This window comes from Variovorax saccharolyticus (assembly GCF_030316765.1).
Classification (GTDB): Bacteria; Pseudomonadota; Gammaproteobacteria; order Burkholderiales; family Burkholderiaceae_C; genus Variovorax; species Variovorax saccharolyticus.
In genome coordinates this window covers 144,379-169,502 of record NZ_JASZYT010000010.1, presented here as the reverse complement: position 1 = coordinate 169,502, position 25,124 = coordinate 144,379, and the positions used below count along the sequence as shown (strand labels likewise).

Sequence of the window (25,124 nt, the reverse complement as noted above, 5' to 3'; positions counted from 1 at the left end):
CGGCATGTCGATCTCTGCAGCCAACTCATGGGCGGGCACCGACGCGGCGAGTCGCGCCGGCGCGCTCGACCAGCGTTTCGCGCTCGACGTCCAGGGTGTGGATGCGCTGCGGCGCACCGTGCGCACCTCGCCCGAGGAAGGTCTCAAGCAGGTCTCGCGGCAGTTCGAGGCCATGTTCATGAACATGGTGCTCAAGAGCATGCGCGAGGCGACGCCGTCGAGCGGCCTGCTCGAAGGCCAGAACCAGAAGATCTACACCTCGATGCTGGACCAGCAGCTGTCGCAGAACCTGTCGGGCCGCGGACTCGGGCTGGCCGAGGCGATGCTGGCGCAACTGCAGAGAGCCGCGGCCTCGGGCGCGGACGACGGCGAGCCGAACCCAGCGCGCACCTCGCTGCTGCCGCGCGGCGGCCTGCCGCTGTCGGCGCAGGCCGGCATCCCGCTGGGTTCCTCGCCCTCGCAGGCCACACCCGCGGTCCGCGCCGACCTGAGTGCCTACCAGGTCAACAACGATCGCTCGGGCGGCACCGCCGGTGCGGTCGCATCGCTGCAGGGCCACGTCGACAGCTTCGTCAACCGCATGGGCGCTTCCGCGCAGGCCGCGAGCGCCGCCAGCGGCGTGCCGGCGCCGCTGATCCTGGCGCAGGCCGCGCTCGAATCCGGCTGGGGCAAGCGCGAGATCCGTGCCGACGACGGCACGCAGAGCTTCAACCTGTTCGGCATCAAGGCCGACCGCAGCTGGCAGGGGCCGGTGGTCGAGACCACCACCACCGAATACGTGGACGGTGAACCCCAGCGCATCCGCGCCAAGTTCAGGGCCTACGCCTCCTACGAGGAAGCCTTCACCGACTACGCGCGCTTCATGACGCGCAATCCGCGCTACGCCAATGTGCTGGCGACCGACGACCCGACCGAAGCCGCGCACGGCCTGCAGCGCGCGGGCTACGCCACCGATCCGCAGTACGGCCAGAAGCTGGTTCGCATCATGCAGAAGTTCGGCTGATCCGGCGGCATCCATTTCCTTAACAACCCCTCACACCCCATCCAAAGGAATCCCATGGCAGAGATCACGAGCCTTCAATCCCATGCGGCCGGCGCTGCCGCCGCGGCCCTCGCGAACGCGAACGCGAACCGCCTGGAGGTGGTCACCTTCACCCTGGGCGACGAGGAGTACGGCATCGACATCCAGAAGGTGCAGGAACTGCGGGGCTACGACGCGGTGACGCGGATCGCGAACGCGCCGGAGTACATCAAGGGGGTGGTGAACCTGCGGGGGATCATCGTTCCGATCATCGACATGCGGATCAAGTTCGCGCTGGGCACGCCGAGCTACGACCAGTTCACGGTGGTGATCGTGCTGAACATCGGAGGCCGGGTGGTGGGGATGGTGGTGGACAGCGTGTCGGACGTGATCACGCTGACGGCGGAGCAGATCAAGCCGGCGCCAGCGATGGGTTCGGTGCTGGACACGGACTACCTGATCGGGCTGGGCACGCTGGACGAGCGGATGCTGATCCTGGTGGATATCGACCGGCTGATGTCCAGCGACGACATGGGCCTGATCGAGAAGATGGCCGCCTGAAGAGCGGCCGCATCGAAGCCTCAGAGACAAGCAACGAAGCGATCGGAGCACTGGAATGAAAGACTGGAAGATTGGCACCCGCCTCGGCGGCGGGTTCGCACTGATCCTGGCCCTGGTGGCTGCCATCGCCTGCATCGGCGTGCTGCGCCTGCAGGCCGTGGGCGATGCCACCAACGACCTGGCGAAGCGATCCCTCGTGAAGGAGAGGCTGGCCGCCGGATGGCTGCTCGGCACCAGCACCAACAGCGTGCGCACCTATGCGCTGCTGAACACCAACGAGCCCGAAGTGCAAGCCTACCTGCAGAAGGGCATGAGCAAGACCAGCACCACGATCTCCGAGACCCAGAAGAAGCTCGAAGAGCTGCTGAGCTCGCCGCAGGAGATGGCGCTGGCGGCCGACATCAAGACCAAGCGCGCCGACTACATCGAGCTGCGCACCATGCTCCTCAAGCTGAAGGCCGATGGCAAGCAGGAAGAGGCGATGCGTATCGCCAAGGACAAGCTGGTGCCCACGCTCGACAGCTACGACGCCAGCATCCGCCGCATCCTGACCCATGAACAGGAGCAGATCGACAAGCTGGCCATGGAGATCGATGCGTCCTACCGTGCCGGCCGCATGAACCTCATGGTGCTGGCCGCGATCGCGCTGGCGCTGGGCTCGGCGCTGGCCTGGATGCTGACGCGCAGCATCGTGCAGCCGATCGACGAGGCGCTGCTGATCGCCGACACCGTGGCGGCTGGCGACCTGAGCCAGGAGTTCGAGACCCGGCGCGGCGGCGACTTCGGCCGGCTGCTGCGCGGCATGGGCGAGATGGAAGACACCTTGACCGACCTGGTGGGCCGCATCAAGACATCGACCGATTCGATCGTGACCGCCTCGGGGCAGATCGCTGCCGGCAACCAGGACCTGTCCTCGCGCACCGAGGAGCAGGCCAGTTCGCTCGAAGAGACGGCGGCCTCGATGGAAGAACTCACCAGCACGGTCAAGCAGAACGCGGACAACGCGCGCCAGGCCAACCAGCTCGCCGCATCGGCCTCCGAAGTGGCGGTCAAGGGCGGCGCCGTGGTCAGCCAGGTGGTGGACACCATGGCCTCGATCAATGCATCTTCGAAGAAGATCGTGGACATCATCGGGGTGATCGACGGCATCGCCTTCCAGACCAACATCCTGGCGCTCAATGCAGCCGTGGAGGCCGCGCGCGCCGGCGAGCAGGGTCGCGGCTTCGCGGTGGTGGCCTCCGAGGTTCGCAGCCTGGCGCAGCGCTCGGCAGCGGCGGCCAAGGAGATCAAGGGGCTGATCGACGACTCGGTGGGCAAGGTGGGCGCGGGCAGTGCGCTGGTGGCCGAAGCGGGCGCGACGATGGAAGAGATCGTCGGCAGCGTGAGGCGGGTGACCGACATCATGGGCGAGATCACGGCGGCCAGCCAGGAGCAGACCTCGGGCATCGAGCAGATCAATCAGGCGATCACGCAGATGGACCAGGTGACGCAGCAGAACGCGGCACTGGTGGAAGAGGCTGCGGCGGCTGCGCAGTCGCTCCAGGAACAGGCGGGAAGCCTCTCCCAGATCGTGAGCACCTTCAAGCTCGAGGACGAATCACGTCCGCTCGCCGGCGCCGCCATGCACTGATATCCGCTCTGGTCCCTCTCATTCCTTCCTACCCCATGAACACGCTTTCAAACCTCAAGATCGGAACCCGCCTCGCTGCCGGATTCGCTGCCGTGCTGCTTCTGCTGGCGCTGCTGATGGGCCTTGGCCTGAATTCGCTGGCGGCCATCCAGCAGCGGCTCGACGGCATCGTCACGCTCAACAACGTGAAGGTCGCGACGGTCAACACGATGCTGGATTCGATCCGCGACATCGCGGGCTACGGCACGCAACTCGTGCTGCTGTCCGACGAAGCCGCGATGCGCGAGCAGATGAAGAAAGTCGCGGCGGCGCGCGAGCGCTACACCGTGGCCAGGACCACGCTCGGCAAGCTGGTCGTCTCGGACGAGGGCAAGAGCCGGATCGCCAAGGTCGAGCAGGCGTTGGCGGTGGCGGCGCCGCTGAACGAGAAGCTGCTCGAACTCGCACTCCAGAACAAGAACGAAGAGGCGACCGAGCTGGTGATGAAGAAGTTCGATCCCGCCGTGCGCGCCACGCTGGCGGCTTTGGACGAGATGGCGGCGCACGAGAACCGGTTGTCCGAGAAAGCCATGGACGAAGCGGCGGCCGAGTACCGCCAGGCGCGCAAGCTCATGCTCGGGCTGGGCGGCTTCGCGATCCTGATGGGCGCGGCCATCGCGTGGTTCATCACGCGTTCGATCACCCGGCCGATCGGCGAGGCGGTAAAGATCGCAGAGACCGTGGCCGCGGGCGACATCAGCTCGCGCATCGAAGTCCATTCGAAGGACGAGACCGGACGGCTGATGCAGGCGCTCAAGGAGATGAACAGCAGCCTGGTGAAGATCGTGGGCGAAGTCCGCAGCGGAACCGACACGATCGCGACGGCCTCGGGCCAGATCGCCAGCGGCAACCAGGACCTGTCCTCGCGCACCGAAGAGCAGGCCAGCTCGCTCGAAGAGACCGCAGCCTCGATGGAAGAACTCACCTCGACCGTCAAGCAGAACGCGGACAACGCCCGCCAAGCCAACCAGCTGGCGGTTTCGGCCTCCGAAGTCGCAGTCAAGGGCGGCAGCGTCGTGAGCCAGGTGGTCGACACCATGGGATCGATCAACGCGTCCTCGCGCAAGATCGTGGACATCATCGGCGTGATCGACGGCATTGCCTTCCAGACCAACATCCTGGCGCTCAATGCCGCAGTGGAAGCTGCGCGTGCCGGCGAGCAGGGCCGCGGCTTCGCGGTCGTGGCCTCCGAGGTGCGCAGCCTGGCGCAGCGCTCGGCAGCAGCCGCCAAGGAGATCAAGACCCTGATCGGCGACTCGGTGGAGAAGGTCGAGGAAGGCAGCAAACAGGTGGCCGAAGCCGGCAAGACGATGGAGGAGATCGTCGACAGCGTGAAGCGGGTGACGGACATCATGGGCGAGATCACGGCAGCCAGCCAGGAGCAGACCTCGGGCATCGAGCAGATCAACCAGGCGATCACGCAGATGGACCAGGTGACGCAGCAGAACGCGGCACTGGTGGAGGAAGCCTCGGCGGCTGCGCAGTCGCTGCAGGAGCAGGCGGGCAACCTGTCGCAGGTGGTGAGCGTCTTCAAGCTCGATGCGGCGGGTCGCCCGGCGCACGCCTTCGCGCACGCCGCGGCAACTGTCGCTCCGCCCGCGAGACCGGCGCCGAAGAAGCAGGCACCTCAGGCCACGGCGCCACGCGCGCCGCAGGCCGCCGCGCCGTCCCGGCCGGTGACGACGGCGTCCGCCGCTGGCGACTGGACCGAGTTCTAGAAAGTCTTGTGGCGCCCGGCGCCACGCCACCCGTTTGATGGAAAAGAGGGATTTGCGATGAGCTTGAAGAATCTGAAGATCGGCACGCGCCTGGGCATCGGCTTTGCAGCCATGCTGGTGCTGATGGCCTTGCTTTCGGCCACCGGCATGCTGCGCCTGGCCAATGTGGGGAACGCCACGCAGCAGATGGTCGAACAGACCTTGGTCAAGGAACGCATGGTCGGCGAATGGTCGACCCTGTTGGCGGCCAACATCGTGCGCACCTTCGCGATCGTCAAGGCCTCCGACAGCGCCACCGAGGCCTATTTCAAGAAGGAACTGGGCGCCGGGCAGGCGCTGATCAATCCGCTGCAGAAGAAGCTTGAAGAATTGCTGAGCTCTCCCGAAGAGAAGAAGCTCTACGGCGACGTGGCCGAAGCGCGCCGGGTGGTGCTCGAACTGCTCGCGGCGCTCAACAAGCTCAAGGCCGCGAACGATGCCGAGGGCGCCGGCAAGCTGGCCGACAACGAGTTCGCCGCGGCGCTCGCGAACTACCAGAAAGCCGTGGGCGCTCTCACCGTGCACGAGCGCGCGCAGATCGACGCTTCGGCCCGGGCGATCGCGAACGAGCACGACACGGGGCGCAGGGCGCTGATCGTGCTGTCGATCATCGCGCTGGCGGCGGGTGCACTGTTCGCATGGCGTTTGACGGTCGGGATCGTTCGTCCGCTGAGTCAGGCGGTCCAGGTGGCCGAGAGCGTGGCCGACGGCAACCTGGGCAGCCGGATCGCGGTCGAAAGCCGCGACGAGACCGGCCAGCTGATGCAGGCGCTCAAGCACATGAACGACAGCCTCGCGAAGGTGGTCGGCGAGGTCCGCACCGGCACCGACACGATCGCCACGGCCTCGGGCCAGATCGCCAGCGGCAACCAGGACTTGTCGTCGCGCACCGAAGAGCAGGCCAGTTCGCTCGAAGAGACCGCAGCGTCGATGGAAGAACTCACCAGCACGGTCAAGCAAAACGCGGACAACGCCCGCCAGGCGAATCAGCTGGCCGTCTCGGCCTCCGAAGTCGCAGTCAAGGGCGGCAGCGTCGTGAGCCAGGTGGTCGACACCATGGGCTCGATCAACGCGTCCTCGCGCAAGATCGTCGACATCATCGGCGTGATCGATGGCATCGCCTTTCAAACGAACATCCTGGCGCTCAATGCCGCAGTGGAAGCCGCACGTGCCGGCGAACAGGGCCGCGGCTTCGCAGTGGTGGCTTCCGAAGTGCGCAGCCTGGCGCAGCGCTCGGCAGCGGCGGCCAAGGAGATCAAGACCCTGATCGGCGACTCGGTGGAGAAGGTCGAGGAAGGCAGCAAGCAGGTGGCCGAAGCCGGCAAGACGATGGAGGAGATCGTCGACAGCGTGAAGCGGGTGACCGACATCATGGGCGAGATCACGGCGGCCAGCCAGGAGCAGACCTCGGGGATCGAGCAGATCAACCAGGCGATCACGCAGATGGACCAGGTGACGCAGCAGAACGCGGCGCTGGTGGAAGAGGCTGCTGCGGCCGCCGGGTCGCTGCAGGAACAGGCCGGAAGCCTGGTGCAGGCGGTCAGCGTGTTCAAGCTGGACGGGGGCCGCTGAGCGGAATTTCGCGCCAGCCCTTCAAGACGGGCGGCGCGCTGCCGATAGCAGTGTGGACCATCCAATCACCCAGGCCAGCATGTCCCAGATCCTGAATTTCCGCTCCGTCAGCATCGCGAGGAGGCTTGGCATCCTCGTGAGCGCCGCAGTCCTCGGGGTCTTCGCATTGACCGGGCTGTTCCTGTACTCCGAGCAGAAGCTCATCATGGAGGAGCGCCAGGCCAGCGTCCGCCAGGCCGTCGAGACGGCCTACGGGGTGCTCACCTACTACCACGGGCTGGCGGAGAAGGGCGTGCTCAGCGAGGCGCAAGCCAAGGAGCAGGCGATGCAGACCCTGCGCGGCTTGCGCTACAGCGGCAACGAATATTTCTGGCTCAACGACATGGAGCCGCGGATGCTGATGCATCCGATCAGTCCGGCGCTCGAGAACAAGGACCTGTCGGGCAACAAGGACAGCACCGGCAAGGCCATCTTCATCGAGTTCGTGAAGACGGTCAAAGCCAGCGACGCCGGTTTCGTGTCCTACGAGTGGGCGAAGCCGGGCAGCGAGACGCCGGTGCCCAAGGTGTCCTATGTCAAGGGCTTCAAGCCCTGGGGGTGGATCGTCGGCTCGGGTGTGTATGTCGACACGGTGAGTGCGAAGATCATCCAGCGGCTGATCGCCTTGTCGGCTTGGGCGGTGGCCCTGGCCGCCGTTCTGTTTGCGCTGGGATGGAGCATATCGCGCGGCCTGTTGAAGCAGCTGGGCGGCGAGCCGGCTGCCGCGTCGGCCATCGCCCGGCGGATCGCGGACGGCGACCTCGCGGCAAGCATCGAGCTGAAGGCCGGCGACGCGTCCAGCCTGATGCATGCGATCGAGCACATGCGCGGCAGTCTCTCGAAGGTGGTCGGCGAAGTCCGCACCGGCACCGACACGATCGCGACGGCTTCGAGCCAGATCGCCAGCGGCAACCAGGATCTGTCGTCGCGCACCGAAGAGCAGGCCAGCTCGCTCGAAGAGACGGCGGCCTCGATGGAAGAACTCACCAGCACCGTCAAGCAAAACGCGGACAACGCGCGCCAAGCCAACCAGTTGGCGGTCTCGGCCTCCGAAGTCGCAGTCAAGGGCGGCAGCGTCGTGAGCCAGGTGGTCGACACCATGGGCTCGATCAACGCGTCCTCGCGCAAGATCGTGGACATCATCGGGGTGATCGACGGCATTGCCTTCCAGACCAATATCCTGGCCTTGAACGCAGCGGTGGAAGCTGCGCGTGCAGGCGAACAGGGCCGCGGCTTCGCGGTGGTGGCCTCCGAAGTGCGCAGCCTGGCGCAGCGCTCGGCAGCAGCGGCCAAGGAGATCAAGACCCTGATCGGCGACTCGGTGGAGAAGGTCGAGGAGGGCAGCAAGCAGGTGGCCGAAGCCGGCAAGACGATGGAAGAGATCGTCGACAGCGTGAAGCGGGTGACCGACATCATGGGCGAGATCACGGCGGCCAGCCAGGAGCAGACCTCGGGCATCGAGCAGATCAACCAGGCGATCACGCAGATGGACCAGGTGACGCAGCAGAACGCGGCGCTGGTGGAAGAGGCTGCGGCCGCCGCCGGGTCGCTGCAGGAACAGGCCGGAAGCCTGTCGCAAGTCGTGAGCATGTTCAGGCTTGATTTTGAAACCGGAAAGCACTGAAGAACATGCGTGTCAATCTACCCATCAGCGACAAGGAATTCCTGCTGCCGCCCGACGCGGCGCTGGTGTCGCGCACCGATCTGAAGGGGCGCATCACCTATGTCAATCCGATCTTCGTCGAGGTCAGCGGCTACGAGCTCGACGAGCTGATCGGCAAGGCGCACAACATCGTGCGCCACCCCGACATGCCGCCGGAAGCCTTCGCCGACATGTGGGAGACCCTGGGCCGTGGCCTGCCATGGACCGGCCTGGTCAAGAACCGCCGCAAGAACGGCGACTTCTACTGGGTGCAGGCCAACGTGACGCCGATCCATCGAAACGGCGCGACCGAGGGCTACATGTCCGTGCGCAGCCGTCCCGAACCTGCGGACGTGGAGGCGGTCGCCGAGATCTATCGCCGCATCCTCGATGGCCGGGCGACGGGCCTGCGCCTGCGCCAGGGCGAAGTGGTGCGGCGCGGTCTCTCGGACCCGCTCGGCAGCCTGCGCCGCATTCCGGTGCGGCATCGCGTCTTCGCCGTTACCGCCGGCGCCGCTGTGCTTTCTTTGGGCTTCGGTGCCGCGGCCTGGGCGGCGATGTCGCCGCTCGCCGCCGCCGCGCAGATGCCCGGCTGGCTGCCGACGTCGATCGCGCTGGCATCGCTGGGCTCGGCCGCGGCCTGGATCGGACTCGGACAGTTTCTTTCGCGCACGGTCTTTCGTCCGCTGGACCAGGCGGTCAGGGTGGCGCAGTCCATCGCGGGCGGCACGCTGTTGAAGTTCCAGATCCGGCCCGAGGACGAAACCAAGCGGCTGCTGCGGGCGCTCAACCAGATGAGCGCGAACCTGTTCGCGATCGTCGCGGATGTGGGAACCAACGTGACTGGCGTCATGACGGCTTCGGGCCAGATCGCCGCGGGCAACCAGAACCTGTCCTCGCGCACCGAGGCGCAGGCCAGTTCGCTCGAAGAGACCGCCGCCTCGATGGAAGAACTCACCAGCACGGTCAAGCAGAACGCGGACAACGCGCGCCAGGCCGACCTGCTCGCCGCATCGGCCTCCGAAGTGGCGGTCAAGGGCGGCGAGGTGGTGAGCCAGGTGGTCGACACCATGGCCTCGATCAACGCGTCCTCGCGCAAGATCGTCGACATCATCGGCGTGATCGACGGCATCGCCTTTCAAACGAACATCCTGGCGCTCAATGCAGCCGTGGAGGCCGCGCGAGCCGGCGAGCAGGGCCGCGGCTTCGCGGTGGTGGCGGCGGAGGTGCGCGGACTGGCGCAGCGCTCTGCGGCCGCGGCCAAGGAGATCAAGGGCCTGATCGACGACTCGGTGAGCAAGGTGGGCGCCGGCAGTGCGCTGGTGGCCGAAGCCGGCCAGACGATGGAAGAGATCGTCGGCAGCGTGAAGCGGGTGACCGACATCATGGGCGAGATCACCACCGCCAGCCGCGAGCAGACCGCGGGCATCGAACAGATCAACCAGGCGATCACGCAGATGGACCAGGTGACGCAGCAGAACGCGGCACTGGTCGAGGAAGCCTCGGCAGCGGCCCAGGCGCTCGAGAACCAGGCCGGCAGCCTGGTCGACGCGGTCAGCGTCTTCCGGCCGGACGCCCGCGGCGACAACCGCGGCGGCAAAAGCAGCAGCAGCAGAAATTTTCAAGTCATGGAGTCAACGAAGTGAAGACCACAGATCAAGCCCACCAGGTCGCCTCCGAGGCGGCCGCACCCTCGGCGCGTGCCGGCAAGCCGCTCGAGTTCCTCTCGTTCACCCTGGGTGAAGAGGAGTACGGCATCGACATCCAGAAGGTGCAGGAGCTGCGTGGCTACGACGCGGTGACGCGGATCGCGAACGCGCCGGAGTACATCAAGGGGGTGGTGAACCTGCGAGGGATCATCGTTCCGATCATCGACATGCGGATCAAGTTCGCGCTGGGCACGCCGAGCTACGACCAGTTCACGGTGGTGATCGTGCTGAACATCGGAGGCCGGGTGGTGGGGATGGTGGTGGACAGCGTGTCGGACGTGATCACGCTGACGGCGGAGCAGATCAAGCCGGCGCCAGCGATGGGTTCGGTGCTGGACACGGACTACCTGATCGGGCTGGGCACGCTGGATGAGCGGATGCTGATCCTGGTGGACATCGACCGGCTGATGTCCAGCGACGAAATGGGCCTGATCGAAGCCGCCGCGGCCTGAACCCCACTCTTCCCATTCACGAGCCTGATCATGAATCTCCTGTCCAACGTCCGCATCGGCACCCGCCTCGCCATCGCTTTCGCCATCGTGCTGGGCCTCACGATCGTCTCGACCGCCGCTGCGCTGGTCAGCGCGCGGAACAACGCGGAGGCTACGCGCCACATGATGCAGAGTCCGCTGGCCAAGGAGCGGCTCATTTCCGACTGGTACGTGCTGACCTATTCGGCCATCGCGCGCACCTCGATGATCGCCAAGACCACCGACGAAACGCTGCCCGTCACCTTTGCCGATGTCATCTCCGACAGCGTCAAGAAGGGCAGCGAGACCATGGCGAAGGTCGAGGCGCTGCTGGTGACCGACGCCGAGAAGGCGATGTTCAAGTCGATCGTCGAACTTCGCGCCAAGTACCAGGCGGGCAAGGACGTGGTGGGCAAGGCGAAGGCCAGCGGCAATGCCGCGGAGACGGAGCGCGCATTCAAGGACTCGTTCCAGCCCGCCGCCAAGGCCTACGAGGCCCGCGTGCTCGACCTGCTGTCGATGGAACGGCAGGCGATCGACGACATGAGCCGCGCCATCGATGCGGCCAATGCGCGCAGTTTTTCGTTGACGCTCTTCCTCGGCATCCTGACGGTGCTGGCGGGCAGCCTCTTTGCATGGCTCATCTCGCGCAGCATCACGCGGCCCCTGGACAAGGCGGTCAAGGTGGCCGAGACGGTGGCGGCGGGTGACCTGAGCATGCGCATCGAGATCGGGGGGCGCGACGAGACCGGCCAGCTGATGCAGGCGCTCAAGCACATGAACGACAGCCTCGCGAAGGTGGTCGGCGAAGTCCGCACCGGCACCGACACGATCGCCACGGCCTCGGGCCAGATCGCCAGCGGCAACCAGGATCTGTCCTCGCGCACCGAAGAGCAGGCCAGTTCGCTCGAAGAGACCGCGGCCTCGATGGAAGAACTCACCAGCACGGTCAAGCAGAACGCGGACAACGCGCGCCAGGCCAACCAGTTGGCGGTCTCGGCCTCCGAAGTCGCAGTCAAGGGCGGCAGCGTCGTGAGCCAGGTGGTCGACACCATGGGATCGATCAACGCGTCCTCGCGCAAGATCGTGGACATCATCGGCGTGATCGACGGCATCGCCTTCCAGACCAACATCCTGGCACTCAATGCAGCAGTGGAAGCTGCACGCGCCGGCGAACAGGGCCGCGGCTTCGCGGTGGTGGCCTCCGAGGTGCGCAGCCTGGCGCAGCGCTCGGCAGCCGCGGCCAAGGAGATCAAGACCCTGATCGGCGACTCGGTGGAGAAGGTCGAGGAAGGCAGCAAGCAGGTGGCCGAAGCCGGCAAGACGATGGAAGAGATCGTCGACAGCGTGAAGCGGGTGACCGACATCATGGGCGAGATCACGGCGGCCAGCCAGGAACAGACCTCGGGCATCGAGCAGATCAACCAGGCGATCACGCAGATGGACCAGGTGACGCAGCAGAACGCGGCACTGGTGGAAGAGGCTGCTGCGGCCGCGGGGTCGCTGCAGGAACAGGCCGGCAGCCTGGTGCAGGCGGTCAGCGTGTTCAAGCTGGGCGCGGCCTCGGCGGGACGCAGCGAACCGGCCTTCAGGCCCGTGGCGGTCCAGACCGCCGCATCGAAGGCAAGCCCCAAGGTGCCCACCCGACCGCTCGGGAAGAAGGCCGCCAGCGCGCCGCAATCTGTACCCGCCGTCAGTGCGGCGGGCGACTGGACCGAGTTCTGATCGAGGCTCGGCAACAAATCACAGGGCCAAAGGCCTGAATCAATCAAGGGAGTAACTTCATGAATACGTTCTACAACCTCAGGATCGCGACCAAGCTCCTGATCTCATTCGTGGTCGTGCTTGCACTGACTGCGCTCGTCGGCATCTTCTCGGTGATGCAGCTGTCCAAGGTCAACCAGATGTCGACCGACATCACGACCAACTGGATGCCCGCCACCCGCTCGCTGCTGGACATGAAGGGCCTGATGGCGCGCTACCGTTCGATGGAGCTGCAACACATCCTGTCGAGCACCGAGGCCGACATGGCCGGCTACGAGAAGTCGATGGCGGAGGCTTGGACCGGCCTGCAGAAGAACCGGGCCGACTACGAGAAGCTGATCTCGGAGCCGGAAGAAAAGGCGGTCTTCCCCGACTTCGTGAAGGCGCTGGGCCAGTATGCGGTGGAGCACGACAAGGTCATCGCCCTGTCGCGTGCCCAGAAGAACGAGGAAGCGATTGCCCAGGTCCGCGGCGAGTCGCTGCGGCTGAACCTCGAACTGAGCAAGATGCTCGACAAGCTGGCGGCCGTGAACGAGGCGGGCGCGACCAAGGCCGACGAGGAGGGTGACCGGGTCTTCAAGGACGCCCGTCTCTGGATCATCGGCATCCTGCTCGGCAGCGTGGCCCTGGGCCTGGCGCTGGCGCTCTGGATTGCCCGCATCGTCGCGAAGCCACTGGCCGAGGCCGTGAAGGTCGCGCAGTCGGTGGCCTCGGGCGACCTGACCAGCCGCGTCGAAGCCCGCACGACCGACGAGACCGGCCAGCTGATGCTGGCGCTCAAGGAGATGAACAGCAGCCTGGTGAAGATCGTGGGCGAAGTCCGCACCGGCACCGACACGATCGCGACAGCCTCGAGCCAGATCGCCAGCGGCAATCAGGACTTGTCGTCGCGCACCGAAGAGCAGGCCAGCTCGCTCGAAGAGACCGCGGCCTCGATGGAAGAACTCACCAGCACGGTCAAGCAGAACGCGGACAACGCGCGCCAAGCCAACCAGCTGGCGGTTTCGGCCTCCGAAGTCGCAGTCAAGGGCGGCAGCGTCGTGAGCCAGGTGGTGGGCACGATGACCGCGATCAACACCTCGTCGAAGAAGATCGTCGACATCATCGGCGTGATCGACGGCATCGCCTTCCAGACCAACATCCTGGCGCTCAATGCCGCAGTGGAAGCCGCACGTGCCGGCGAACAGGGCCGCGGCTTCGCGGTGGTGGCCTCCGAGGTTCGCAGCCTGGCGCAGCGCTCGGCAGCGGCGGCCAAGGAGATCAAGACCTTGATCGGCGACTCGGTGGAGAAGGTCGAGGAAGGCAGCAAGCAGGTGGCCGAAGCCGGCAAGACGATGGAGGAGATCGTCGACAGCGTGAAGCGGGTGACCGACATCATGGGCGAGATCACGGCGGCCAGCCAGGAGCAGACCTCGGGCATCGAGCAGATCAACCAGGCGATCACGCAGATGGACCAGGTGACGCAGCAGAACGCGGCGCTGGTGGAAGAGGCTGCGGCCGCCGCCGGATCGCTGCAGGAGCAGGCGACCAGCCTGGTGCAGGCGGTCAGCGTGTTCAAGATGGCCAGCGACGGCGAGGCCGCGCGCGTCATCGCACAGGCGAAGTCGAAGGCGCAGGCCCCGCGCGCACCGCGTCAACCAGCGGGCGCATCGCCTGCCGCTGCGGCACCGAAGCGGACGGCGGAGCCGGCGCGCACCGAGCCGAAGCTCGCCTCGTCGGGCGACTGGACCGAGTTCTAAAACAAAGGCGTGCCAAGGGCCGCCACAGAAGGAGAAGGAATGCAGTGGTTTCAACGTCTACGCGTGACCGTCAAGCTGGTCTTGAGCTTTCTGGTGGTCGCGGTCCTGGGCACCGTGGTCAGCGCGCTCGGCATCTTTCACATGTCGCGCATCAGCGCCTCGACCGAGAGGCTCTACAGCCATGAGTTGAGCGCCCTGCAGTCCGTGCAGCAGGCCAATATCGCCCTGCTCTACGCCAGCCGGTCCCAGATGACGCTGCTGTCGGCCTCCACGCGCGGCGAGCGCAACGCTGGATCCAACGCGATCAAGAAGTCGCTCGAAGACCTGGAGGCACGCGCCGCCGAGGTCAAGCCGCTGTTCCAGGAGAGCGAGGCGGGCGCCAAGCTCTACAAGCAATACGAAGCGCTGATGGCGCCGCTGAAGCAGCGGATGGCCGACTTCGTCGCGCTGGTGGGCAAGCAGTCGCTCGACAGCTCCCAGTTCGACGGCCGTGTCGGGGACGACAGCGCGCAGCTGCTGAAGGATTCCCGTGCGCTCGAGGAAGTGCTCGAAAGCATGGTGGCGCACAGCAAGCTGCTGGCCAGGACCAGTGCGGAGAGCGCCGCCGAGACCTATCAGGGTTCGCGCTGGGTGATGCTCCTGATTGCCGCGCTGGGCCTGCTGGCCAGCGTCGGCATGGGCCTGATGGTCGCCCGCTCGCTCGGTCGCCAACTGGGCGGCGAGCCCGCCTATGCAGCCGAAGTCGTCGGCCGCATCGCCAGCGGCGACCTGGCGGTACCGATCGCCACCGGCTCTGCCCGGAGCGGCAGCCTGCTGCACTCGATCCGGCTGATGCAGATCGAGCTGACCGAGGTGGTCGGGAAGATCAAGGCGTCGAGCGACACCATCGCCACGGCGTCCAACCAGATCGCCGCGGGCAATCAGGACCTTTCTTCACGCACCGAGGAGCAGGCCAGTTCGCTCGAAGAGACGGCCGCCTCGATGGAAGAACTCACCAGCACGGTCAAGCAGAACGCGGACAACGCGCGCCAGGCCAACCAGCTCGCCGCATCGGCCTCCGAAGTGGCGGTCAAGGGCGGCGCGGTGGTCAGCCAGGTGGTGGACACCATGGCCTCGATCAATGCATCTTCGAAGAAGATCGTGGACATCATCGGGGTGATCGACGGCATCGCCTTCCAGACCAACATCCTGGCCTTGAACGCGGCGGTGGAAGCCGCGCGCGCCGGCGAACAGGGCCGCGGCTTCGCGGTGGTGGCCTCCGAGGTTCGCAGCCTGGCGCAGCGCTCGGCAGCGGCGGCCAAGGAGATCAAGGGGCTGATCGACGACTCGGTGGGCAAGGTGGGCGCGGGCAGTGCGCTGGTGGCCGAAGCGGGCGCGACGATGGAAGAGATCGTCGGTAGCGTGAGGCGGGTGACCGACATCATGGGCGAGATCACGGCGGCCAGCCAGGAGCAGACCTCGGGCATCGAGCAGATCAACCAGGCGATCACGCAGATGGACCAGGTGACGCAGCAGAACGCGGCGCTGGTCGAACAGGCCGCCGCCGCCGCGCAGTCGCTGCAAGGCCAGGCCGGCGACCTGTCGCAGGTGGTGGGTGTCTTCAGGCTCGGGGATACGGACGCGGCGCGGCCTTCAAGTTTCGCCTAGCGCTGCCGATATAGACCCTGAGGGCATCGCTGCGATGCCGCGAGAACACCAAACCAACAACAGCCAACCAGGTAATCCCCAATGTCAGGAAGCTTGTTCTTTACGGGCCTGAGCGGTCTTAACGTCGCGCGCACCGCGCTGATGACCACGGCTCACAACACCGCCAACGTCTACACCGCAGGCTACAGCCGGCAGGTCGCCGAAGTCGCCACCAACCCGGCGATCGGCACCGGATCGGGCTACGTGGGCACGGGTGCCGGCGTCACCACGATCAGCCGCAGCTACGACCGCTACCTCACGGCGCAGCTCGCGTCGGCCCAGTCGTCGTCCGCCGCGCTCAACGCCTACGGCACCGAGATCAACCGCGTCGACTCCCTGCTGGCCGACAAGACCGCCGGCATCAGCGTGCTCATGCAGAGCTTCTTCACCGCGGTGCAGGGCGTCGCCAACACGCCGGCCGACTCGGCCGCGCGTCAGCAGCTCATCAGCTCGGCGCAGTCGCTGTCCAACAAGTTCCGCTCCACCGACCAGTACCTGAGCGACCTCAATGCCTCGGTGAACGAGCAGATCACGGGCAGCGTCGCCCAGATCAACACCTACTCGACCAAGATCGCCAGCCTCAACAAGCAGATCAGCATGATGACCGCGGTCGCCAGCGGCCAGCCGCCGAACGACCTGCTGGACCAGCGCGACCAGCTGGTGAGCGAGCTGAGCCAGATCGTCGACGTCAAGGTGCTCGAGCAGGACAACGGCAAGTACAACGTCTTCATGGGCAATGGCCAGTCGCTGGTGACCGGCGACCAGGCCGCGACCGTGAAGGCGGTGCAGTCGGCCGCAGATCCGACCCGCACCACGGTGGCGCTGGTCGGCCTGGCGGGCAACGTGTCGGAACTCGGCGAGGACGTCATCACCGGCGGCTCGCTGGGCGGCCTGATGTCTTTCCGTGCCCAGACCCTGATCCCGACGCAGAACGCCATCGGCCGCCTCGCGATGGCGGTTTCCTCGGAGTTCAACGACCAGCACAACCTGGGTGTCGACCTCAACGGCGTGCTCGGTGCCGACTTCTTCAACAGCGCCACCCCCGGCATCTTCACCAACGCCAAGAACAACGGCAACCTGGTGCTGTCGGGCAGCGTGACCGACACCAGCAAGCTCAGCACCAGCGACTACTCGGTGCAGGTCACCGATGTCGCGGGCGTGCTCAACTATTCCGTGACCCGCCTGTCCGACAAGCAGTCGATGGGCAGCTTCACCACCTTCCCGATCAGCTTCGACGGCGTCAGCCTGTCGCAGGCCAGCGGCACTGCCCAGGCCGGCGACAGCTTCCTGGTCCAGCCCACTCGTACCGGTGCGCGCGACATGGACGTGCTGGTGCTGGACCCGGCCAAGGTGGCGGCAGCCTCGCCGATCATCACCGGCAACAGCGCCGGCAACCAGGGCAGCGGCAAGCTCGGCGCGGCGACCGTCGACGCCGGCTATCCCGCCACGCCGCTGGCGGCCAACGTGACGCTGAGCTATGACGCGGCGACCGGCTCTCTGTCGGGCTTCCCGGCCACTTCCGCGGTCACGGTGACGCTGCCCAACGGCACGTCGACCGCCTACCCGGCCGGCAGCGCCGTGCCCTACACGGCCGGCGCCAAGATCAGCTTCGACGGCATCGCCATGACGATGACCGGCACCCCGGCGAACGGCGACACCTTCACGATCGGCAAGAACAGCGGCGGCGTGTCGGACGGCAGCAATGCCCTGCTGCTCGGCGCGCTGCAGCGCAAGTCCACGGTGGGCAACGGCACGACCACCTTCAACGGCGCCTATGCGCAGCTGGTCAGCGAGGTCGGCAACAAGGCGATGGAGATCAAGGTCGCGACCAAGACCCAGGAGAGCGTGACCAGCCAGATCAAGGCCAGCCAGCAGTCGATCTCGGGCGTCAACCAGGACGAGGAAACCGCCAACCTGCTGATGTACCAGCAGATGTACCAGGCGAACGCGAAGGTGATCCAGACCGCCTCGACCATCTTCGACGCGATCCTCGGCATCCGCAGCTGATCGCACCGACCTCAAACGAATCCAAGGAGCCGTCATGCGCATCAGCACCAGTTCATTCTTCGAGCTGAACACCCTCGCGATGGGCCTGCAGCAGCAGAACCTTTTCAACGTGCAGCAGCGCCTGTCCGCCGGCACGAAATTCCTCACCGCCGGCGACGACCCGGTGGGTGCGGCACGTGCGCTCGGCGTCACCGAGACGCTGGCCGAATCCTCGCAGTACGCGGCCAGCCGCGAACGCGCGACGCTGGCGCTCAAGCGCGAGGAGACCGCGCTCGACAGCACCACCGTGCTGCTGCAGAACATCAAGACCCTGACCGTGCAGGCCGGCAACGGCACGCTGTCGGACGCCGACCGCGCCGCGCTGGCGACCACCATCCAGAGCAACCTGGACCAGCTGGTCGGCATCGCGAACTCCGACGACGGCAACGGCCAGTTCCTGTTCGCCGGCTTCAAGAGCGCCAGCCCGCCCTTCGCCGCGCTGGCCGGCGGCGGCGTGCAGTACGTGGGCGACCAGGGCCAGCGCCTGATGCAGGTCGACGCGGCGCGCCAGCTGTCGACCTCGGACGACGGCCGCAGCGTGTTCCAGACGGTGCAGGGCGGTGCGGGCTACGTCACTTCGGGCTTGGCCGGCAATTCGGGCACGGGTGTCTTCAGCGCGGTCAGCGTGGTCGATGCGACCTCGGCCGACTACGGCAAGGACTTCACGATCAGTTTCACGGGTGGCAACTACACCGTCCAGACCCAGGACACGCCGCCGGTGGTGGCCGCATCCGGTGCCTTCACGGCCGGATCGCCGATCGTCTTCGGCGGCCTGCAGCTCAGCTTCAGCGGCACGCCGGCGGACGGCGACAGCTTCGACGTCAGCACTGCCAAGAACGCCGGCACCGACATCTTCGCGACCATCGGCGAGCTGGTCACGGCGCTGCGCACGCCGCTCTCCGGCGGCGGCGATGCGGCGAAAGCCCAACTGCTGAACGCGTTGAGCACGGCCAACGTCAAGGTCACGAACGCGCACGACAACGTGCTGACCGTGCTGTCGTCGGTGGGGTCGCGCATGAACGAGATCGATTCCCTGGACACCGGCGGCGCGGCGCGCGACCTGATGGACAAGAGCTACCTGTCGGCGATCCAGGACCTGGATCCAGCCAGCGCGATCTCCGAGTTCTACCAGCGCCAGACCTCGCTGCAGGCGACCCAGATGACCTTCGCGAAGCTGGCTTCGATCTCCCTGTTCAACTACCTCTGAGGAATCGCCGCCGGCAGGGCGGCCTTCCAGGCGTCGTAGCCGTAGACCCAGTCGGCATCGCCGCCGGTCTTGAGCCACTGGTTGCCCCGGGAACCGATCTGGATGCGGCTGGCGCGCTCGATGCGCATCGCCTCGTAGCGCTCCAGCGCCGACTGCACCCGGGAGCGGCTGTCGGCGCCGGCGAGGTTGCGCGCCAGCACCACGGCGTCCTCGATCGCCATGCCGGCGCCCTGTGCCATGAAGGGCATCATCGGATGGCAGGCGTCGCCCAGCAGCGTCATCGGCCCCTTCGACCAGTGCGGCAGCGGGTCGCGCTCGTACAGCGCTGTCTTGAGCACGGTGTCGCAGGCGTCGAGCAGCGCGCGCGCGTCGGGATGGAAGCGGGCGTAGAACCCGCGCAGCTCGTCGACGCTGCCGGCGGTGGTCCACGACTCCTCGTGCCACGAATCCTGCGCCGTGGTGGCGAAGATGAAGGTGTCGCGCCCCTGGTTCAGCGGGAAGGTCACGATCTGGCTCTCGGGCGAGGGGCCCCACCATTTGGTGAAGGCGGCGATGTCGGGCAGGTCCTTGACGCGCTCGGTCGGCACCACCGCGCGGAATGCCACCACGCCCGTGAAGCGCGGGCTCTCGGCGCCGAACATCGCGTTGCGCACCACCGAGTGGATGCCGTCGGCACCGATCAGCAAGTCGAGTTCGGTGGCCTCGTCCTGGTCCCTGAAGCGTATGCTCACTCCTTCGTCGGACGCCGTGATGGCTTCGGCGCGCTTGTCGAAGCGGACCCGTTCGAGCGGGAACGCCTCGGCCAGTACGGCCAGCAGGTCGGCCCGATGGATGGTCAGCTGCGGTGCGCCGTACTTGCGCTCGGCCTCGTCGCCCATCGGCAGGCGCGAGGTCTCGGCGCCGGTGTCCCACATGCGGCTGATCCGGTGGGTGGGCCGGGCGCCCGAGGCGCGCGCCGCCTGCGCGATGGACGGCCCGAGGCCATCGAGCGCGCGCACCGCGTTGGGCGTCAGGTTGATGTCCGCACCGACGCGGAAGAACTGCCTGGCCTGTTCGAAGACGGTGACGTCGTGACCCGTCTGGTGAAGGGCGTTCGCTGCGGCCAGGCCGCCGATGCCGGCGCCGACGATGCCGACTCTCAATGGACCCATGGGATTTCCTTTCGTGTGCAAGAGCTGTTCGAGGGGCCGGCCCGCCTGCGGCGGCGGCCTGCGGGAAGCGATCGGTGTGTCAAGATCGCCCCCCGAAACGGGATGGCCTGATTCTTCAGAAGGCGGCGCCGGCCCTCAACCGCCGGGCGTCCGTAAAGAGGCACGATTCATCCCAGGCCTTCGTGCGCGCATCAGGAGCAAGTGAACCGTGGACGTCTTGAGCGAAGTGCTCGCAATCTGCCGCTCGGAACGCGCCGTGACCGCCCGCTTCTCGCTCGGCGCACCCTGGGCGCTGCGCTCGGACGGCGTGCCGGGCGCCATGATCCGGCTGTCTCGCGGCGCGCCCTACTGGATCCGGCTGGAGGGCGGCGCGCCCGTGCGCGTCGAGAGCGGAGACCTCGTCATGCTGCCGCTGGGCGCGGCGCACACCATCGCCTCCGCCCCCGACGTCTCGGCCGTGCCCTTTTCGAAGCTCATCGCCCAGCATGCCGACGGCCCGAAGGACGAGAATCCGCTGGTCTTCAGCCATGGCGGCGGCGGCGAGACCACCGAGATGTTCTCGGCCCTGCTGTGGTTCTCCGCCTACTGCCGACACTCGGTCCTGCGCATGCTTCCCGCGCTGGTCCACATCCGCGAGAGCGAGCTGCCGATGGCCGGCTGCCTGGCCACGACCATGCAGTCGCTGATCATGGAGACGCTGGACCGTCGTCCGGGCTGGCGCCTGTCGGCCGGCCGCATGGGCGAGCTGCTGCTGGTGAACATCCTGCGCGAGCGGCTCGGCCGCCAGGCGTCGCAGGATCCGGGCTGGCTGCGCGGACTCACCGACCCCTCGATCGCGCGCGCGATCATGGGCATCCACCGGGCGCCGCAGCAGGCCTGGAGCGTGGAGCAGCTGGCCGCCGAGGCGGCGATGTCGCGCTCGCGCTTCTGCGCCCGCTTCAAGACGCTGGTCGGCGACACGCCCATCGGCTATCTGACCGCCCACCGCATGGCGCTGGCCGCCGAGCAGCTCGAAGCCGGACTGCTGGCGCCGGCGCGCATCGCGGAGCAGGCCGGCTACGAATCCGAGAAGGTGTTTGCGCGCAGCTTCAGGCGCTGGTCGGGCCTGACGCCGAGCGCCTACCTGCGCCGCGAGCGGGAACGGCGCAAGCAGGTCCTGGAGATCCAGGCGCGCGAGGCCGGCGAGGCCTAGGGCCTGAAAGCGCGCCATTGTTTCTCCGCTGCGAACACTGCAGTTCCTTTTGCCCCGTTCCGGTCGCTGCGTTTGGCTTCAAACTCGCTTCACACAGAGGCAGAAAATGAACACGACATGGAACTTCATCCTGGCCGGCGCGGTGACCCTGGGGTCCGCGGCGGGAATCATCGGCGGCGAAGCCGCTAAGGGCGAGTTGCGGCTGGCCGAGGCCGCCGCATCGATCAGCGCCAGTACCGGGGCCATCGCCTGGCTGACCGGGGACGCGACCTCGCTGGCGTCGGCCCAGTAGTGCGTTCCGGCGCTATGTCTTCGCGACCGCGGCCTGCTGCGTGAAGGACAGCGCCAGGAAGTCCACGAACGCCCGCACCCGCGCGGCCAGCTGGTGCCGCTGCGGATACACCGCGTGGATGTCGGCGTCGGGCGTGAAGTATTGCGGCAGGACCTGCACCAGGCGGCCGTTGCGCAGGAAACGCTCGATGTCCCACTCTGCCCGCATCAGGATGCCGTGGCCGTCGAGCGCCCAGTTGACGGCGATCTCGCCGTCGTTGGTGGTGAGGTTGCCCCGCGTCTTCACCGCCGCCGTGGTGGCGCTGCGGCCCTTGCCGCTCGCCAGCCGCCAGACGCCATAGGCTTCCTCGCCTTGGCGGATCCCGATGCAGTTGTGCTTGGACAGGTCGTTCGGAACCTTCGGGATGCCGTGCTTCGCCAGGTAGGCGGGAGCGGCGCAGAGCAGGCGCCGGTTGGGTGCGATGTGCCGCGCGATCACCCGGCTGTCGGGCGGGGCGCCGAAGCGCACGCAGACATCGAACAGGTCCTCGGTCGGGGCCGGAGGGTTGACCGACAGTTGCAGCTGAACCTCGACTTCCGGGTACTTGCGCACGAACCTCGAGATCAGCGGCGCCACGTGGCTGCGCCCGAAGCCCAGCGTGGCGTTCACCCGCAGAAGGCCCTTGGGCGTGGCCTTCGCAACCCCGAGCAGTTCTTCCATGCCGTCGATGTCGCCGAGGATGCGCCGCGCGTGCTCGAGGTACACCTCGCCTTCGGGCGTGAGGCTCATGCGGCGGGTCGATCGGTTGACCAGCAGCACGCCGATGCGCGACTCCATCAGCGCCAGGTGCTTGCTCACCGCGGGCGTCGTGACGCCGAGCTCCCGGGCCGCCGCGCTGAGGCTTCCGGCACTGGCGAGCGTGGAAAAGAAGCCGAGGTCGCCCGGTTGTATGGAACTGGTCATGGCGGCTCCATTGTTGAATTCAGGTTAACGATGGGTTGACTTTAGCGCCGAGCCGAAGGGGTGTCGAGTTCTTACAGTCGCTCTACCCCATCACCACCACCCTCGGAGACACAGCCATGAAGACGTACAAGATCGCAACCATTCCCGGCGACGGCATCGGCAAGGAAGTCGTGCCCGCCGGCCAGCAGGTGCTGCAAGCCCTGGCCTCGGCCAGCAGCAGCTTCGAGTTCGAGTTCGAGGACTTCGACTGGGGCGGCGACTACTTCCGCGCGCATGGCGTGATGATGCCGGACGACGGTCTCGACGCCCTGCGCGACAAGGACGCGATCCTGTTCGGCTCGGCCGGCGACCCGCACATCCCCGACCACATCACGCTCTGGGGCCTGCGCCTGAAGATCTGCCAGGGCTTCGACCAGTACGCCAACGTGCGGCCGACGCGCATCCTGCCCGGCATCGACGGCCCGCTCAAGCGCTGCGGCCCGGACGACCTGAACTGGGTCATCGTGCGCGAGAACTCCGAAGGCGAGTACTCGGGCGTGGGCGGCCGCGTGCACCAGGGCCATCCGATCGAAGCCGCCACCGATGTCTCGATGATGACCCGTGCCGGTGTCGAGCGCATCATGCGCTTCGCCTTCAAGCTGGCCCAGTCGCGGCCCCGCAAGCTGCTCACGGTCATCACCAAGAGCAATGCCCAGCGCCACGCGATGGTCATGTGGGACGAGATCGCGCTGCAGATCTCCAAGGAGTTCCCGGACGTCAAGTGGGACAAGGAACTGGTCGACGCATCGACGGCCCGGATGATCAACAACCCGGCCTCGCTCGACACCATCGTCGCGACCAACCTGCACGCCGATATCCTGAGCGACCTGGCGGCTGCGCTGGCCGGCAGCCTGGGCATCGCGCCGACCGGCAACATCGACCCCGAGCGCCGCTATCCGTCGATGTTCGAGCCGATCCACGGCTCGGCCTTCGACATCATGGGCAAGGGCCTGGCGAATCCGGTCGGCACCTTCTGGTCGGTCGTGATGCTGCTGGAGCACCTGGGCGAGACCGAAGCGGCCAAGCGCGTCATGCAGGCGATCGAGACGGTCACGGCCGACAAGTCGCTGCACACGCGTGACCTGGGCGGCACGGCGACCACCGCTCAGGTCACCCAGGCCGTGTGCGAGCTGGTGGGCGCCGGCGCGCAGCGCAAGGCGGCCTGAGGCCCCGCGGCGCCCCGCCGCCCCCCACCCCCGAAGCGGCCGCCAAGCGCCGCGGGGGCGAACTCGTGCCCACACATCCACCAGGAGACAAGTCATGCGCCGCTTCTTCGGCAAGCTGTACGTCCAAGTGCTCGTCGGCGTATTCGCCGGCGCGGCCCTCGGCTTCTTCGTCCCCCACATCGGCAGCGACTTCAAGCCGTTGGGCGACATCTTCATCAAGCTGATCAAGATGGTGTTCGCACCGATCATCTTCGCCACCGTGGTGCTCGGCATCGCCCGGATGGAAAACATGAAGGAGCTGGGGCGTGTCGGCGTCCGGGCCCTGATCTATTTCGAGATCCTGTCGACCTTCGCGCTGGCGCTCGGTCTGGTGGTGGTCAATGTCGTCGGGCCGGGCCAGGGCATGAACATCGACCCGGCGCAGCTCGACACCAAGGCGATCGCGAGCTACACCGCCGCCGGCGCCAAGTCCGAAGGCTTCGTCGACTTCCTGATGCACCTGGTGCCGACCAGCATCGTCGATGCGTTGGCCCGCAACGACATCCTGCAGATCCTGGTGTTCGCCACGATGTTCGGCGTCGCGCTGTCCCACATCGGGCCGCGTGCCAGGCCGGTGGTCGACTTCCTCGACTCCTTCACCCATGGCGTGTTCTCGGTGGTCGGAATGATCATGCGGCTGGCGCCCCTGGCGGCCTTCGGCGCGATGGCCTTCACGGTCGGCAAGTACGGCCTGGGCTCGGTGGTCTCGCTGGGCAAGCTGATGGGCACGATGTACATCACCTGCTTCCTGTTCGTCGCCATCGTGCTGGGGGTCATCGCGCGCCTGTCCGGCTTCAGCCTGTGGAAGTTCCTCAAGTACATCAAGGACGAGCTCTTCACGGTGCTGGGCACGAGCTCGTCCGAATCCGTGGTGCCGCAGCTGATGCGCAAGCTCGAGCATGCCGGGGTCTCGAAGCCGGTGGTCGGCCTCGTGGTTCCGGCCGGCCTGACCTTCAACCCCGACGGCCAGTGCATCTACTACACGATGGCCGCGATCTTCATCGCCCAGGCCACCAACACGCCGCTGACGATGACCGACCAGCTCGTGGTGCTGGGCGTGCTGCTGCTGACTTCCAAGGGCTCCGCGGGGGTCACGGGCTCCGGCTTCATCACGCTCGCCGCCACCCTCGCCTCGATGGGCAAGATCCCGGTCGCCGGCATGGTGCTGCTGCTCGGCGTCGACCGCTTCATGTCGGAGGCACGGGCCATCACCAACACCATCGGCAACGCGGTGGGCACCATCGCGATCGCCCGCTGGGTGGGCGCGGTGGACCGCGACCGCCTGACGCAGGTGCTCGACGGCCGCAGCGATCCGGAGGACCTGGACGAGCTGTACGAGGGCGATGACGAGGCAGCGGGCAAGGTCCAGCCGATTCGCGCCGAGCTCGGTGGCGGCGTGCGGATCGCGGCCTGACCCGCAT

Annotated in this window: 19 protein-coding genes; 17 read left to right on the top strand and 2 right to left on the bottom strand. The window is 66.9% G+C overall.

The window, feature by feature from the left end; translation table 11 throughout:
- Positions 1–4: 4 nt before the first annotated feature.
- From flgJ to flgL, 13 genes are all read left to right on the top strand, one after another.
- Positions 5–1,003, top strand: coding sequence for a flagellar assembly peptidoglycan hydrolase FlgJ (flgJ, locus tag QTI45_RS27315; protein ID WP_286371498.1), 999 nt, complete (start codon positions 5–7; stop codon positions 1,001–1,003).
- A 54-nt stretch (positions 1,004–1,057) separates the two neighbouring features.
- On the top strand, positions 1,058–1,582 hold the full coding sequence (locus QTI45_RS27310; protein ID WP_286371497.1) for a chemotaxis protein CheW: 525 nt from the start codon (positions 1,058–1,060) through the stop codon (positions 1,580–1,582).
- Positions 1,583–1,637: 55 nt separating this feature from the next.
- Positions 1,638–3,212 (top strand): methyl-accepting chemotaxis protein, encoded by a 1,575-nt coding sequence (locus QTI45_RS27305; RefSeq protein WP_286656559.1) that lies wholly within the window; start codon positions 1,638–1,640, stop codon positions 3,210–3,212.
- A 35-nt stretch (positions 3,213–3,247) separates the two neighbouring features.
- Complete coding sequence (locus tag QTI45_RS27300) at positions 3,248–4,969, top strand: methyl-accepting chemotaxis protein (protein ID WP_286656558.1); 1,722 nt, start codon at positions 3,248–3,250, stop codon at positions 4,967–4,969.
- 57 nt (positions 4,970–5,026) lie between these two features.
- Positions 5,027–6,580: a methyl-accepting chemotaxis protein gene (locus QTI45_RS27295; protein ID WP_286656557.1), complete on the top strand. Its 1,554-nt coding sequence runs from the start codon at positions 5,027–5,029 to the stop codon at positions 6,578–6,580.
- A gap of 79 nt (positions 6,581–6,659) precedes the next feature.
- The gene (locus QTI45_RS27290) at positions 6,660–8,243 is read left to right on the top strand and encodes a methyl-accepting chemotaxis protein (RefSeq protein ID WP_286656699.1); all 1,584 of its coding nucleotides are present in this window, start codon (positions 6,660–6,662) and stop codon (positions 8,241–8,243) included.
- 5 nt (positions 8,244–8,248) lie between these two features.
- Positions 8,249–9,907 (top strand): methyl-accepting chemotaxis protein, encoded by a 1,659-nt coding sequence (locus QTI45_RS27285; protein WP_286656556.1) that lies wholly within the window; start codon positions 8,249–8,251, stop codon positions 9,905–9,907.
- A complete protein-coding gene (locus tag QTI45_RS27280) occupies positions 9,904–10,422 on the top strand; it encodes a chemotaxis protein CheW (RefSeq protein WP_286371491.1) in 519 nt (172 codons plus the stop codon). The genes QTI45_RS27285 and QTI45_RS27280 overlap by 4 nt, the downstream gene beginning before the upstream one ends.
- Positions 10,423–10,452: 30 nt before the next feature.
- The gene (locus QTI45_RS27275; protein ID WP_286656555.1) at positions 10,453–12,165 is read left to right on the top strand and encodes a methyl-accepting chemotaxis protein; all 1,713 of its coding nucleotides are present in this window, start codon (positions 10,453–10,455) and stop codon (positions 12,163–12,165) included.
- Positions 12,166–12,224: 59 nt separating this feature from the next.
- Entirely contained in the window at positions 12,225–13,943 is a 1,719-nt protein-coding gene (locus QTI45_RS27270) for a methyl-accepting chemotaxis protein (RefSeq protein WP_286371489.1), read from the top strand.
- Between the two features lie 39 nt (positions 13,944–13,982).
- Positions 13,983–15,590, top strand: a complete 1,608-nt coding sequence (locus QTI45_RS27265) for a methyl-accepting chemotaxis protein (RefSeq protein WP_286656554.1) — start codon at positions 13,983–13,985, stop codon at positions 15,588–15,590.
- 81 nt (positions 15,591–15,671) lie between these two features.
- Positions 15,672–17,636: a flagellar hook-associated protein FlgK gene (flgK, locus tag QTI45_RS27260; protein WP_286656553.1), complete on the top strand. Its 1,965-nt coding sequence runs from the start codon at positions 15,672–15,674 to the stop codon at positions 17,634–17,636.
- Between the two features lie 34 nt (positions 17,637–17,670).
- Positions 17,671–18,882 carry a flagellar hook-associated protein FlgL gene (gene flgL / locus QTI45_RS27255; RefSeq protein ID WP_286656552.1) on the top strand — a complete coding sequence of 404 codons (1,212 nt, stop codon included), beginning with the start codon at positions 17,671–17,673 and terminating at the stop codon, positions 18,880–18,882.
- Here flgL and QTI45_RS27250 read toward each other — a convergent pair.
- Positions 18,873–20,033 (bottom strand): FAD-dependent monooxygenase, encoded by a 1,161-nt coding sequence (locus QTI45_RS27250; RefSeq protein WP_286656551.1) that lies wholly within the window; start codon positions 20,031–20,033, stop codon positions 18,873–18,875. The two genes, flgL and QTI45_RS27250, sit on opposite strands and share 10 nt — an antisense overlap.
- A gap of 208 nt (positions 20,034–20,241) precedes the next feature.
- Between QTI45_RS27250 and QTI45_RS27245 the strand changes: the two genes are divergently transcribed.
- Complete coding sequence (locus tag QTI45_RS27245; RefSeq protein WP_286656550.1) at positions 20,242–21,225, top strand: AraC family transcriptional regulator; 984 nt, start codon at positions 20,242–20,244, stop codon at positions 21,223–21,225.
- A gap of 106 nt (positions 21,226–21,331) precedes the next feature.
- Entirely contained in the window at positions 21,332–21,517 is a 186-nt protein-coding gene (locus QTI45_RS27240) for a hypothetical protein (protein ID WP_286371483.1), read from the top strand.
- 12 nt (positions 21,518–21,529) lie between these two features.
- Here QTI45_RS27240 and QTI45_RS27235 read toward each other — a convergent pair whose 3' ends face one another.
- Positions 21,530–22,459, bottom strand: coding sequence for a LysR family transcriptional regulator (locus QTI45_RS27235; protein ID WP_286656549.1), 930 nt, complete (start codon positions 22,457–22,459; stop codon positions 21,530–21,532).
- Positions 22,460–22,575: 116 nt separating this feature from the next.
- Between QTI45_RS27235 and QTI45_RS27230 the strand changes: the two genes are divergently transcribed.
- Both QTI45_RS27230 and QTI45_RS27225 read left to right on the top strand, forming a co-directional pair.
- Complete coding sequence (locus QTI45_RS27230) at positions 22,576–23,664, top strand: tartrate dehydrogenase (RefSeq protein WP_286656548.1); 1,089 nt, start codon at positions 22,576–22,578, stop codon at positions 23,662–23,664.
- 94 nt (positions 23,665–23,758) lie between these two features.
- A complete protein-coding gene (locus tag QTI45_RS27225) occupies positions 23,759–25,117 on the top strand; it encodes a dicarboxylate/amino acid:cation symporter (RefSeq protein ID WP_286656547.1) in 1,359 nt (452 codons plus the stop codon).
- The last annotated feature ends 7 nt before the right edge of the window (positions 25,118–25,124 follow it).

What these genes read in the sequence shown, in the direction of transcription:
- flgJ (WP_286371498.1), top strand. Translation starts at nt 5, where the DNA reads ATGTCGATCTCTGCAGCCAACTCATGGGCGGGCACCGACGCGGCGAGT.
- QTI45_RS27310 (WP_286371497.1), top strand. Translation starts at nt 1,058, where the DNA reads ATGGCAGAGATCACGAGCCTTCAATCCCATGCGGCCGGCGCTGCCGCC.
- QTI45_RS27305 (WP_286656559.1), top strand. Translation starts at nt 1,638, where the DNA reads ATGAAAGACTGGAAGATTGGCACCCGCCTCGGCGGCGGGTTCGCACTG.
- QTI45_RS27300 (WP_286656558.1), top strand. Translation starts at nt 3,248, where the DNA reads ATGAACACGCTTTCAAACCTCAAGATCGGAACCCGCCTCGCTGCCGGA.
- QTI45_RS27295 (WP_286656557.1), top strand. Translation starts at nt 5,027, where the DNA reads ATGAGCTTGAAGAATCTGAAGATCGGCACGCGCCTGGGCATCGGCTTT.
- QTI45_RS27290 (WP_286656699.1), top strand. Translation starts at nt 6,660, where the DNA reads ATGTCCCAGATCCTGAATTTCCGCTCCGTCAGCATCGCGAGGAGGCTT.
- QTI45_RS27285 (WP_286656556.1), top strand. Translation starts at nt 8,249, where the DNA reads ATGCGTGTCAATCTACCCATCAGCGACAAGGAATTCCTGCTGCCGCCC.
- QTI45_RS27275 (WP_286656555.1), top strand. Translation starts at nt 10,453, where the DNA reads ATGAATCTCCTGTCCAACGTCCGCATCGGCACCCGCCTCGCCATCGCT.
- QTI45_RS27270 (WP_286371489.1), top strand. Translation starts at nt 12,225, where the DNA reads ATGAATACGTTCTACAACCTCAGGATCGCGACCAAGCTCCTGATCTCA.
- QTI45_RS27265 (WP_286656554.1), top strand. Translation starts at nt 13,983, where the DNA reads ATGCAGTGGTTTCAACGTCTACGCGTGACCGTCAAGCTGGTCTTGAGC.
- flgK (WP_286656553.1), top strand. Translation starts at nt 15,672, where the DNA reads ATGTCAGGAAGCTTGTTCTTTACGGGCCTGAGCGGTCTTAACGTCGCG.
- flgL (WP_286656552.1), top strand. Translation starts at nt 17,671, where the DNA reads ATGCGCATCAGCACCAGTTCATTCTTCGAGCTGAACACCCTCGCGATG.
- QTI45_RS27250 (WP_286656551.1), bottom strand. Translation starts at nt 20,033, where the DNA reads ATGGGTCCATTGAGAGTCGGCATCGTCGGCGCCGGCATCGGCGGCCTG.
- QTI45_RS27240 (WP_286371483.1), top strand. Translation starts at nt 21,332, where the DNA reads ATGAACACGACATGGAACTTCATCCTGGCCGGCGCGGTGACCCTGGGG.
- QTI45_RS27235 (WP_286656549.1), bottom strand. Translation starts at nt 22,459, where the DNA reads ATGACCAGTTCCATACAACCGGGCGACCTCGGCTTCTTTTCCACGCTC.
- QTI45_RS27230 (WP_286656548.1), top strand. Translation starts at nt 22,576, where the DNA reads ATGAAGACGTACAAGATCGCAACCATTCCCGGCGACGGCATCGGCAAG.
- QTI45_RS27225 (WP_286656547.1), top strand. Translation starts at nt 23,759, where the DNA reads ATGCGCCGCTTCTTCGGCAAGCTGTACGTCCAAGTGCTCGTCGGCGTA.